Source organism: Pseudomonas sp. TE3644 (assembly GCF_056278815.1).
Genome location: NZ_JBWBQF010000001.1, coordinates 1 through 12,657, shown reverse-complemented (window position 1 = coordinate 12,657; position 12,657 = coordinate 1). Strand labels below are relative to the sequence as shown.

Here is a 12,657-nt window from a genome sequence, read left to right as displayed (position 1 = left end):
CATCGCGACCAAGGTCGGCTCCTACAAGACGTTCAGTTGGCGGCTGAGGCCATGTTTGCGCAACTTTCTATATAAGGTATTGCGGCTAACACCCAACTCTTGCGCCACATGGGTCATGTGCCAGCGCTGGCGCTCCAGCGCCCCGAGCAATGCCGTACGTTCGGCCTCGGCCAGCGGCTGCTCAGGCAAAGTGGCAGCAGGTGCCTGGTCACGCAGGTAACCGGGCAGGTCAGTGAAGGTCACCCGCCCGTCTTCGCTCAACGCCACCAAGGTGCGCAACACATTGCGCATCTGCCGCACGTTGCCCGGCCAGCCAAACGCCAGCAACGCTTCGCGTGCCCGGGTATCCAGTTGCACCAGTTCACCCCCTGCCTCCTGGTGCAGGATGAAATCCAGCAACGCTGGTTTGTCGGTTCGATCGCGCAACGCCGGCAGGTCAATTTCCAGCCCGTTGAGGCGGTAGTACAAATCTTCCCGGAAACTGCCGTCGCGTACCCGTTCCAGCAGGTTGCGGTGGGTGGCGCTGATGATGCGCACATCCACTGCCACGGCTTCGCCGCCCAGCGGTACCACCATGCGGTCTTCGAGCACGCGCAGCAAACGGGTCTGCAGTGCCAGGGGCATGTCGCCGATTTCGTCGAGCAACAGGGTGCCACCGTCCGCCTGCTGCAGCTTGCCGCGCATGCCTTCCTTGCGCGCCCCAGTAAAACTGCCGCCGCGATAACCGAACAACTCGCTTTCGATCAGGCTCTCGGGCAGCGAGGCACAGTTGAGCGCCACGAACGCCTTGCCCGCGCGCTGACTGGCCTGGTGCACGGCCTTGGCGAAGGCCTCCTTGCCCGAGCCGGTTTCGCCGTGGACCATCAGCGGCACGTCGCGTTCGAACACTTTAAGGGCCCGGCGAAAGTCCAGTTGCAGGCGCTCGTCACCCAGGCAGATATCCGCCGCTGGCAATACAGGCTGAGCCACCGGCACGGCAACGGCCAAGGCGCGCGGCCGGCCCTTGAGGCTGGCGAACAGCGAGCGACCATCACGGGTGCGCAACGGCCAGCTGGTACTGGCTTCGGTGGTGGCGCGGCCCAGCAATTCGCCCAAGGCGCAGTCGAAAAAGGCATCCACGGGCTGCCCCACCAGGGTGCCACGCCCACGCCCCAGCAGGTTCAGCGCACTCTGATTGACGGCCGCAATACGGCCCTGTTCGTCGAACGCCAGCAAGCCTTCGCTGAACATGCCCACCGACTCGGCCTGCAGATGGAAGCGCAGCAGCCACTGGTCCTCGAAATGACGCATGAAGTAGCAGCTCTCGATCATCTTCGCCGAGAGATTGACCAGGGTCATGGTGTGGAACTGGCTTTGACGGGAGGCATCAGCTCGCGCCGAAGATACGTCGAGCACCGCCAGCAGTTCGCCGCTGGGGTCGAACACGGGGCTGGCTGAACAGGTCAGGCCGGTATGCCGACCTCTGAAATGCTCGTCCTGATGAATGGTCAGGGCCTGGCGCTCGACCAGGCAGGTGCCAATGCCGTTGGTGCCCTCACAGGCCTCGCTCCAGTCGGCACCCAGCCACAGGCCGGCGCGCTCGAACACCTTGCGCTCGGTAGGCGCAGTGACACAGTTGAGGATGACGCCCCGGGCATCGGTCAGCAGCACCGCATGGCCGGCGCCGGACAGTTGCTGATGCAGGCTGGCCATTTCGCTGCCGGCGATCTGCAGCACTTGCTGCATGCGCGCGCGACTCTCGAGGATGCGCCCGTGCTCCAGCACGGTGGGGGCTACCGCCAGCGAGGGGTCGAGGTGGTAGTCCTCCAGGCAACGCAGCCAGGAGCGGGCGATGGACGGGTCGCTGGCCGGGCCGCGCGCAGGCTGCCCACCACGGGTGACGGTCAGCACTTGGTGCGCATGACGGCTGAGATGATCACTGTGCACTTTTTATTATTCTCCAGTGGAGTTCATCCCAAGCATCCTCCAGGCGCCCAGGCAATGCAATGCCACCTTCGACCCATGGGTCACCGCTGTGCCAACGATGGCACACAGTGTCACCCCGGCTGTCGCGAACCTGCCACGAAGCACGGCTAAAACGAGCCGTCAGATGGGCTGGAACCCGCCGTTTTGCTGGGTCTCAAGGCAGTGGCCCAACACTTGCTCTACGCTATTAAACGCCGCAAACGCGTCCTCCACCCAAAAGACAAGAATCAAGGAGAAACTCACCATGCGTTACGCACATCCTGGTACCGAAGGGGCTCTGGTCAACTTCAAGAGCCGCTATGGCAACTACATCGGCGGCGAATTCGTGGCACCGGTCAAGGGCCAGTACTTCACCAACACTTCGCCGGTCAATGGCCAGCCAATTGCCGAATTCCCCCGTTCCACTGCCGAAGACATCGACAAAGCCCTTGATGCCGCCCATGCCGCTGCCGACGCCTGGGGCAGCACCTCGGTGCAGGCCCGCTCACTGACCCTGCTGAAGATCGCCGACCGCATCGAACAACATCTGGAAACACTGGCCATCACCGAAACCTGGGACAACGGCAAGGCCGTTCGTGAAACCCTCAACGCCGACATCCCCCTGGCCGCCGACCATTTCCGCTACTTCGCCGGTTGCCTGCGGGCGCAGGAAGGCAGCGCTGCCGAGATCGACGGCAACACCGTGGCCTACCACATCCACGAGCCACTGGGCGTGGTCGGGCAGATCATCCCGTGGAACTTCCCGATCCTGATGGCAGCCTGGAAACTGGCCCCCGCACTGGCCGCTGGCAACTGCGTGGTGCTCAAGCCCGCCGAGCAGACCCCACTGGGCATCACTGTGCTGGTCGAGCTGATCGGCGACCTGCTGCCGCCTGGCGTGCTCAATATCGTTCAGGGTTTCGGCAAGGAAGCGGGCGAGGCGCTGGCCACCAGCAAGCGCATCGCCAAGATTGCCTTCACCGGCTCCACTCCGGTGGGCTCGCACATCATGAAGTGCGCGGCCGAGAACATCATCCCGTCCACCGTGGAGCTGGGCGGCAAATCGCCGAACATCTTCTTCGAAGACATCATGCAGGCCGAGCAGAGCTTTATCGAAAAAGCCGCTGAAGGCCTGGTACTGGCATTCTTCAACCAGGGTGAAGTGTGCACCTGCCCATCCCGGGCGTTGGTGCAGGAGTCGATCTACCCGGCCTTCATGAAAGAAGTGATGAAGAAGATCGAGCAGATCAAGCGTGGCGACCCGCTGGACACCGAGACCATGGTCGGCGCCCAGGCGTCCGAGCAACAGTTCGACAAGATTCTTTCGTACCTGGATATTGCCAAGAACGAAGGCGCCGAACTGTTGACCGGCGGCAGCGTGCAAAAACTGGAAGGTAACCTGTCGACCGGTTATTACATTCAGCCAACCCTGCTCAAGGGCAACAACAAGATGCGCGTGTTCCAGGAAGAAATCTTCGGCCCGGTGGTGAGTGTCACCACGTTCAAGGATGAAGCCGAAGCCCTGGCCATCGCCAACGACACCGAGTTCGGCCTGGGCGCCGGCGTGTGGACCCGTGACATCAACCGCGCCTACCGCATGGGCCGCGGCATCAAGGCCGGTCGCGTGTGGACCAACTGCTACCACCTGTACCCGGCCCACGCCGCGTTCGGCGGGTACAAAAAGTCCGGCGTTGGCCGTGAAACCCACAAAATGATGCTGGACCACTACCAGCAGACCAAGAACCTGCTGGTGAGCTACGACATCAACCCGCTCGGTTTCTTCTAAGCTGAAAACTGTGTCAGCCCGGTTGTGCTTGCATGACCGGGCTGATTCATTTCAGCGTCCGTTTGATTGCGTTTTCTAATTGTTTTAAGGCAGCATCGGATCGACGGCATGCCGTGGTATTGGTTGCCACCCCTTGTCCAGCACGCGAGGCCCGATATGCGAATTGTTCAAGCAACGCTGGAGCATCTGGACCTGATCGCTCCCTTGTTTGTGAAATACCGCGAGTTTTACGGCGAATTGCCCTACCCCGACTCCTCCCGCGCCTTCCTGGAAAAGCGTCTTCGACGCAAGGAATCGACGATTTACCTGGCCCTGCCAGACGACGATGACAACAAGCTGCTGGGCTTCTGCCAGCTCTACCCCAGTTTCTCCTCGCTATCGCTCAAGCGCGTGTGGATTCTCAACGACATCTACGTCGCCGAAGATGCCCGCCGCCAGTTGGTAGCCGACCACCTGATCCGCACCGCCAAGAAGATGGCCAAGGAAACCCAGGCCGTGCGCTTGCGTGTCTCCACCAGCGCCGACAACGAGGTGGCGCAGAAAACCTACGAGTCCATTGGTTTCCACCAGGACACCGAGTTCCTCAACTACGTGCTGCCCATCAACTCCGATTGAATTCCCCTGTAGCCGCTGCCGCGAGGCTGCGCGGGCCCTATCGCTCACTAGAGATATCCAGTGAGGCTGGGGGCCAGCGCAGCCTGGCGGCAGCGGCTACGGCATCTGCGCAAGATGAAACTGAAACGCCTGGCTACAAACTCGTGGGGCAATCCCGCCATCCGGTCGTATAATTCCGGCCCCTCAGGTTGTACGATTTGTTACCGAACAGCCTACCGTCCCTCAAGTCGCCCCAAAGCCCGTAGCGTCGGGCCCTGCACAGGTGTTGCACATGGATTTCAACCCGCTTGACCTGATCCTTCATCTGGATACGTATCTCGATCTGCTGGTGACCAATTACGGCCCCTGGATCTACGCGATCCTGTTCCTGGTCATCTTCTGTGAAACAGGTCTTGTGGTAACCCCCTTCCTGCCGGGCGATTCGCTGCTGTTCATCGCTGGCGCCGTGGCCGCTGGCGGCGGCATGGACCCATGGCTGATCGGCGCACTGCTGATGGCGGCCGCCATCCTGGGCGACAGCACCAACTATGTAATCGGTCGAACGGCCGGCGAGAAGCTGTTCAGCAACCCCAACTCGAAAATCTTCCGCCGCGATTACCTGCAGCAGACCCATGATTTCTACGAGCGCCATGGCGGCAAGACCGTGACCCTGGCGCGTTTCCTGCCCATCCTGCGTACCTTTGCACCGTTCGTGGCGGGCGTTGCCAAGATGTTCTACCCACGCTTCCTGGCGTTCAGCGTGGTCGGCACGGTGGTCTGGGTCGGCGGCCTGGTGACCCTGGGCTACTTCTTCGGCAACGTGCCGTTCATCAAGAAGAACCTGTCGCTGCTGGTGGTCGCCATCATCCTGCTGTCTCTGGTGCCCATGATCATCGGCGTACTGAAGAGCCGCATGGCCGGCAAGACCGCCAAGGCCTCGTCGCGCTGAGCATGTGGTCGCTGCGCGCCTGGCGCCGCCGTCGGGCGCTGGCTCGACACCCGCTTGATCCACTGATGTGGCAGCGGGTGCGACATAAGCTGGCGATCCTCGACGACATCAGCGCCGAGGAAGACCAGTGGCTGCAGGAGCACAGTGTGCTGTTCCTGCTGGACAAGCAGCTGACCAGCCTTGATGGCGTGCAGCTGGACGACGAGATACGTCTGCTGCTGGCCGCCCAGGCGCAATTGCCCTTGCTGCACCTGGGCGACCTGGACTGGTACGGCAACTTCCACGAAATCGTGCTCTACCCCGACGACTTTCTGAGCCCCCAGCGCCACCGCGACCCCAGCGGCGTGGAGCACAGCTGGGACGGCGAGCACAGTGGCGAAGCCTGGCAGCAGGGGCCGATCATCCTGGCCCTGCCCGGCGTGCTGGCCGGTGGCGGCTGGGAAGCCTACAACCTGGTCATCCACGAACTGGCGCACAAACTCGACATGCTCAACGGTGATGCCAACGGCCTGCCGCCACTGCACCGGGACATGCGGGTCAGCGACTGGGCAGCAGCCATGCAACAGGCCTACGACGATCTCAATCGACAGCTGGACCGCGACCCCGGCGCCGAGACGGCCATCGACCCTTACGCTGCGGAAAATCCCGCTGAGTTCTTTGCCGTCACCAGCGAGTATTTCTTCAGCGCCCCGGACCTGCTGCACCAGGCGTACCCTGCCGTTTACCAGCAGTTGAAAGCGTTCTACCGCCAGGACCCGCTTGTGCGGCTGCAAGGCCTGCAACTGAGCCACCCCGACTACCGGCACAGCCACCACGGCTGAGGCGGCAGTGGTCTGGCCATGCGTGGCAACGCGGGCAATATATGCAATAATCCCTGCCACTTTTTGGCCTAAACGGCCATTTTTACTGGCCTACAACGGGGGCAACGCCCAATGAGCTACAGCAAGATTCCGGCTGGCAAAGACCTGCCGAACGACATCTACGTCGCCATCGAGATTCCGGCCAACCACGCGCCGATCAAATACGAAATCGACAAGGACAGCGATACCCTGTTCGTCGATCGTTTCATGGCCACCCCTATGTTCTACCCGGCCAACTACGGTTTCATCCCCAACACCCTGGCTGACGATGGCGATCCCCTGGACGTGCTGGTTGTCACCCCGTACCCAGTGGCCCCAGGTTCGGTCATCCGTGCCCGTCCGGTCGGCATCCTGCACATGACCGACGACGGCGGCGGCGACGCCAAGGTTCTGGCCGTACCGCACGACAAGCTGTCGCAGCTGTACGTTGACGTGAAGGAATACACCGACCTGCCAGCCCTGCTGCTGGAGCAGATCAAGCACTTCTTCGAGAACTACAAAGATCTCGAAAAAGGTAAGTGGGTCAAGATCGAAGGCTGGGGCGACGCTGAAGCCGCCCGTGCTGAAATCACCAAGTCGGTTGCTGCCTTCAAAGGCTGAACCACCCGGTGACAAAAAAGCCCTGCCCAGTGCAGGGCTTTTTTATGTCTTCAGAAATGTCCTACAGCCTCCTGTCGCCAGGATCGGCAGACTGCCGGCGTCTCCCACAACCCGGAAACCACCATGATCAGCTCCGGTGATCGCCTCAAGACGCTGCTCCAGGAATGCCATCTCACGCCCTCGGATCTGGCGCTGCACCGCAAGGTGCTGCCCCAGCACGTCAACAACTGGATACGTCGCGGCGTACCCATCGCCCGCCTCGACGATATCGCTCAATTACTCTGCGTCCACACCCGCTGGCTGCGTACCGGCCTGGGGCCAAAATACCGATTTCCACCGCCCTTCCCACCTTGCGATCCACAGGACGAGTTTTTCGACCAGGACAACCTGGCCCCACACGGCAACCCCGCCACCCGCGCCGCCAGCACCGATCAGGATATTCTGCTGCCCTTCCATCGCCCCCTTAACCATCAGCTCATCGCCGATGAGCACCATCATCTGCGTCTGCCGATTGCGGCCTTCGATTCACTGGACATCAACCCTGACCAATGTGTGGCAGTGATCATGCCCGACACCGCCATGACACCGCGCATCCAGCCCGGCGCCGCACTAGCCATAGACCGCAGCCTTACTGCCCCTGTCGCCGGGCAGATCTACGCCTTGCTGCGTGAGGACAGGATTTGCGTGCGCACCCTGCATCCCATGGCGTGCGATGCCTTGAGACTGCGAGCAGACAACCTGGGTGAATACAGTGACGAGCTGGTGGGCGTGGATGATGCCGTCGAGGTTCTGGGGTGGGTGTTTTGGTGGTCAACCTTGCAGGCCCAGCGTCCGGATGGCCCGGAGGATGGGAACCAATGACATTTATGCTGGGCTTTTGGCTGGAATGCCGCTATTCTTTGCGCACCTTTTGGCTGGGGCGTTAAGCACCTGGCCACAGTCGAGCAGCAATCATCACTGCCTGGCTAACCGGTAACGCAAGATTACTGGTTCTTACATTTTTAGAAGGCGGTTTGGGTTTGCCAAAAACAAACCAGGACTGTCGACGAGAAGCCGGCCACAAGCCGGCTTTTTAATGCCTGAAAAATGGTGTCAGCCACCTGGATACGCCAGTTCAATCCAGCCGTCTTCCTCTCCCCCATAACCACAATAGTCTCGAGGCACGATCTCAAGGTCGTCCGCTATGCGTTCAATGACATGGCGCAATTCCAAACGCTGCAGCCAGCGTGCCGGAATCGCGGCAGCGCCGTATTCAATGCCCAGCAAATGCCCGGCAATCAACCCGGTGCTGTCACTGTCACCACTGTGATTGACGGCGCGAATGACACCGTCCTCCAGGCTATCGGCAGTCAGCGCGCACCATACACCGATGGCCAGGGCCTCCTCGGCAACCCATCCACCGCCCAGTTCGCCAATGCGCTCAGGCGTGGGATGGAAGCCTTCACGAACAAAGAACAGGACACGCTCCAGCAATTGGCGAATTTCGTCCATATCCGGTTTGTGCCCATGCTCGGCAAGGCTGTCGGTCACTGCCTTCTCCAGCCCCATCACTCGATCTGTCATGCGATGCAGGATGTCGGCGAACAAGCCAGCGGCCAGGTAGCCAGTGGGGTGACCATGAGTCAAACGACCAGCTTGGGCGGCGTATTCGAAGGCATTGGCGAAGAAGGCGCAAGGGGCACTGCGCATAAGGGCGCCGCACCCCTTGCTGTCGTTCTGTGCAGCGCTGCCCAGCTGCTTGCTGGCCTTGAGTGCGCTGATGCAGGTGGAACCGGGGGCACGGCGCGCCCATAGGGCTTTTTCGTCGATCAACCAGCCATCTTTGCTGACCGCAATACCGGGCTGTTCGTTTTGCGTGGTCAGCCAGCGCAGCAAGGCATGGTGGATGACGCTTGGGACGTGGCAGATGCCTCGGGAGCTGCCGCGGACATAAGCACGCAACAGGCCTTCGGCGGTGAACAGCATCATCTGGGTGTCGTCGGTGATTGCGCCGATGCGGCCGTAGGCCGGGGTAAAGTCGGCGATGCCCTGGTCGCCGTACTTGGCTTGTATCACGGGCCACTCGAGAAACTCCACCGGCGCGCCCAGGGCGTCGCCGACGGCGCCGCCCAGCAGGCAGCCTTTGATGCGTTCGAGTTTGTTCATGTGTGTTCCTTACACGGTTGCGTCCACGTCCCATTGTGCCGCATTTCTGTAGTCGCTGCCGTAGGCTGCGCTGGGCCTGGTGTGCGCTGGGGATCTTCAGTGAGGCTTGTGGCCAGCGCAGCCTGGCGGCAGCGGCTACGGCAAGGTGGTGCTACCCCCGCTGTGGGACCGGGCGAAGCTCGGGAAGGGAACGACTCGGTTACCCTGCTCCACAGGGTGGGGGGGGAATGGCGTGATATTTGAAGGGAAAAGTACACCTCGCCTTGGAACGCCTGTAGCCGCTGCCGCTAGGCTGCGCTGGCCCTGGTGTGCGCTGGAGATTTTCGGTGGGGCTTGGGGCCAGCGCAGCCTGGCGGCAGCGGCTACGATGCGATGCGATGCGATGCGATGAGGCCAGGACTGCTGTCCCTGAATTCCAGGCCATAAAGACAAAACCCCCACCTGCTTTCGCAGATGGGGGTTTCGGAATTTAATCTTGACGATGACCTACTCTCACATGGGGAAACCCCACACTACCATCGGCGATGCATCGTTTCACTGCTGAGTTCGGGATGGGATCAGGTGGTTCCAATGCTCTATGGTCGTCAAGAAATTCTGTAGCCAGGATGCCCTTTGGGTGGCATTCCAGCGAATCGGGTATGTGATGGTATTTGTGAATCAGCAAACTTTCGGTTCGTATCATCTTCACAACACCGCAATCTGGCTTCCGCTCAAATTGCTTGGGTGTTATATGGTCAAGCCTCACGGGCAATTAGTATTGGTTAGCTCAACGCCTCACAGCGCTTACACACCCAACCTATCAACGTCGTAGTCTTCGACGGCCCTTCAGGGAACTCAAGGTTCCAGTGAGATCTCATCTTGAGGCAAGTTTCCCGCTTAGATGCTTTCAGCGGTTATCTTTTCCGAACATAGCTACCCGGCAATGCCACTGGCGTGACAACCGGAACACCAGAGGTTCGTCCACTCCGGTCCTCTCGTACTAGGAGCAGCCCCTCTCAAATCTCAAACGTCCACGGCAGATAGGGACCGAACTGTCTCACGACGTTCTAAACCCAGCTCGCGTACCACTTTAAATGGCGAACAGCCATACCCTTGGGACCGGCTTCAGCCCCAGGATGTGATGAGCCGACATCGAGGTGCCAAACACCGCCGTCGATATGAACTCTTGGGCGGTATCAGCCTGTTATCCCCGGAGTACCTTTTATCCGTTGAGCGATGGCCCTTCCATACAGAACCACCGGATCACTAAGACCTACTTTCGTACCTGCTCGACGTGTCTGTCTCGCAGTCAAGCGCGCTTTTGCCTTTATACTCTACGACCGATTTCCGACCGGTCTGAGCGCACCTTCGTACTCCTCCGTTACTCTTTAGGAGGAGACCGCCCCAGTCAAACTACCCACCATACACTGTCCTCGATCCGGATAACGGACCTGAGTTAGAACCTCAAAGTTGCCAGGGTGGTATTTCAAGGATGGCTCCACGCGAACTGGCGTCCACGCTTCAAAGCCTCCCACCTATCCTACACAAGCAAATTCAAAGTCCAGTGCAAAGCTATAGTAAAGGTTCACGGGGTCTTTCCGTCTAGCCGCGGATACACTGCATCTTCACAGCGATTTCAATTTCACTGAGTCTCGGGTGGAGACAGCGCCGCCATCGTTACGCCATTCGTGCAGGTCGGAACTTACCCGACAAGGAATTTCGCTACCTTAGGACCGTTATAGTTACGGCCGCCGTTTACCGGGGCTTCGATCAAGAGCTTCGCGTTAGCTAACCCCATCAATTAACCTTCCGGCACCGGGCAGGCGTCACACCCTATACGTCCACTTTCGTGTTTGCAGAGTGCTGTGTTTTTAATAAACAGTCGCAGCGGCCTGGTATCTTCGACCGGCATGAGCTTACGGAGCAAGTCCTTCACCCTCACCGGCGCACCTTCTCCCGAAGTTACGGTGCCATTTTGCCTAGTTCCTTCACCCGAGTTCTCTCAAGCGCCTTGGTATTCTCTACCCAACCACCTGTGTCGGTTTGGGGTACGGTTCCTGGTTACCTGAAGCTTAGAAGCTTTTCTTGGAAGCATGGCATCAACCACTTCGTCGTCTAAAGACAACTCGTCATCAGCTCTCGGCCTTAAGATCCCGGATTTACCTAAGATCTCAGCCTACCACCTTAAACTTGGACAACCAACGCCAAGCTGGCCTAGCCTTCTCCGTCCCTCCATCGCAATAACCAGAAGTACAGGAATATTAACCTGTTTTCCATCGACTACGCTTTTCAGCCTCGCCTTAGGGACCGACTAACCCTGCGTCGATTAACGTTGCGCAGGAAACCTTGGTCTTTCGGCGTGGGTGTTTTTCACACCCATTGTCGTTACTCATGTCAGCATTCGCACTTCTGATACCTCCAGCAAGCTTCTCAACTCACCTTCACAGGCTTACAGAACGCTCCTCTACCGCATCATCATAAGATGATACCCGTAGCTTCGGTGCATGGTTTGAGCCCCGTTACATCTTCCGCGCAGGCCGACTCGACTAGTGAGCTATTACGCTTTCTTTAAAGGGTGGCTGCTTCTAAGCCAACCTCCTAGCTGTCTAAGCCTTCCCACATCGTTTCCCACTTAACCATGACTTTGGGACCTTAGCTGACGGTCTGGGTTGTTTCCCTTTTCACGACGGACGTTAGCACCCGCCGTGTGTCTCCCATGCTCGGCACTTGTAGGTATTCGGAGTTTGCATCGGTTTGGTAAGTCGGGATGACCCCCTAGCCGAAACAGTGCTCTACCCCCTACAGTGATACATGAGGCGCTACCTAAATAGCTTTCGAGGAGAACCAGCTATCTCCGAGCTTGATTAGCCTTTCACTCCGATCCACAGGTCATCCGCTAACTTTTCAACGGTAGTCGGTTCGGTCCTCCAGTTAGTGTTACCCAACCTTCAACCTGCCCATGGATAGATCGCCCGGTTTCGGGTCTATACCCAGCGACTAAACGCGCTATTAACACTCGCTTTCGCTACGCCTCCCCTATTCGGTTAAGCTCGCCACTGAATATAAGTCGCTGACCCATTATACAAAAGGTACGCAGTCACAGAACAAAGTCTGCTCCCACTGCTTGTACGCATACGGTTTCAGGATCTATTTCACTCCCCTCTCCGGGGTTCTTTTCGCCTTTCCCTCACGGTACTAGTTCACTATCGGTCAGTCAGTAGTATTTAGCCTTGGAGGATGGTCCCCCCATATTCAGACAAAGTTTCTCGTGCTCCGTCCTACTCGATTTCATTGATAAGAGATTTTCGCGTACAGGGCTATCACCCACTATGGCCGCACTTTCCAGAGCGTTCCGCTAATCTCAAATCAACTTAAGGGCTGGTCCCCGTTCGCTCGCCACTACTAAGGGAATCTCGGTTGATTTCTTTTCCTCAGGGTACTTAGATGTTTCAGTTCCCCTGGTTCGCCTCTTGCACCTATGTATTCAGTACAAGATAACCATCTTATGATGGCTGGGTTCCCCCATTCAGACATCTCCGGATCACAGTCTGTTTGCCGACTCCCCGAAGCTTTTCGCAGGCTACCACGTCTTTCATCGCCTCTGACTGCCAAGGCATCCACCGTATGCGCTTCTTCACTTGACCATATAACCCCAAGCAATCTGGTTATACTATGAAGACGACATTCGCCGAAAATTTGCAATTTGAATCACAAATTTTACCTTAGCCTGATCCGTTACCAGTGAAAGTAACGTTCAGTCTATCTTTCTATCACATACCCAAATTTTTAAAGAACGATCT

The 12,657-nt window shown here is 58.7% G+C and carries 8 protein-coding genes and 2 rRNA genes; 6 read left to right on the top strand and 4 right to left on the bottom strand.

The genetic code is table 11. The features are described 5' to 3' along the window. Positions 1-21: 21 nt before the first annotated feature. A complete protein-coding gene (locus ACZ9GA_RS00050; RefSeq protein WP_457358070.1) occupies positions 22-1,926 on the bottom strand; it encodes a sigma-54-dependent Fis family transcriptional regulator in 1,905 nt (634 codons plus the stop codon). A gap of 283 nt (positions 1,927-2,209) precedes the next feature. Between ACZ9GA_RS00050 and exaC the strand changes: the two genes are divergently transcribed. From exaC to ACZ9GA_RS00020, 6 genes are all read left to right on the top strand, one after another. Then, complete coding sequence (exaC, locus tag ACZ9GA_RS00045; RefSeq protein WP_457358072.1) at positions 2,210-3,730, top strand: acetaldehyde dehydrogenase ExaC; 1,521 nt, start codon at positions 2,210-2,212, stop codon at positions 3,728-3,730. A gap of 156 nt (positions 3,731-3,886) precedes the next feature. Beyond that, positions 3,887-4,345, top strand: a complete 459-nt coding sequence (locus ACZ9GA_RS00040; protein WP_457358074.1) for a GNAT family N-acetyltransferase — start codon at positions 3,887-3,889, stop codon at positions 4,343-4,345. 271 nt (positions 4,346-4,616) lie between these two features. Further along, a complete protein-coding gene (locus ACZ9GA_RS00035) occupies positions 4,617-5,273 on the top strand; it encodes a DedA family protein (RefSeq protein ID WP_457358076.1) in 657 nt (218 codons plus the stop codon). Between the two features lie 2 nt (positions 5,274-5,275). Further along, positions 5,276-6,094 (top strand): M90 family metallopeptidase, encoded by an 819-nt coding sequence (locus tag ACZ9GA_RS00030; RefSeq protein WP_457358078.1) that lies wholly within the window; start codon positions 5,276-5,278, stop codon positions 6,092-6,094. A 111-nt stretch (positions 6,095-6,205) separates the two neighbouring features. Further along, the gene (gene ppa / locus ACZ9GA_RS00025; protein ID WP_027981056.1) at positions 6,206-6,733 is read left to right on the top strand and encodes an inorganic diphosphatase; all 528 of its coding nucleotides are present in this window, start codon (positions 6,206-6,208) and stop codon (positions 6,731-6,733) included. Between the two features lie 123 nt (positions 6,734-6,856). Then, the gene (locus ACZ9GA_RS00020) at positions 6,857-7,594 is read left to right on the top strand and encodes a LexA family transcriptional regulator (RefSeq protein WP_457358080.1); all 738 of its coding nucleotides are present in this window, start codon (positions 6,857-6,859) and stop codon (positions 7,592-7,594) included. Positions 7,595-7,825: 231 nt separating this feature from the next. Here ACZ9GA_RS00020 and ACZ9GA_RS00015 read toward each other — a convergent pair whose 3' ends face one another. From ACZ9GA_RS00015 to ACZ9GA_RS00005, 3 genes are all read right to left on the bottom strand, one after another. Then, positions 7,826-8,878, bottom strand: coding sequence for an ADP-ribosylglycohydrolase family protein (locus ACZ9GA_RS00015; RefSeq protein WP_457358082.1), 1,053 nt, complete (start codon positions 8,876-8,878; stop codon positions 7,826-7,828). 473 nt (positions 8,879-9,351) lie between these two features. Continuing rightward, positions 9,352-9,467, bottom strand: a 5S ribosomal RNA gene (gene rrf / locus ACZ9GA_RS00010). Positions 9,468-9,608: 141 nt separating this feature from the next. Continuing rightward, positions 9,609-12,501: ribosomal RNA gene (locus tag ACZ9GA_RS00005) — 23S ribosomal RNA — on the bottom strand. Positions 12,502-12,657 lie beyond the last annotated feature (156 nt).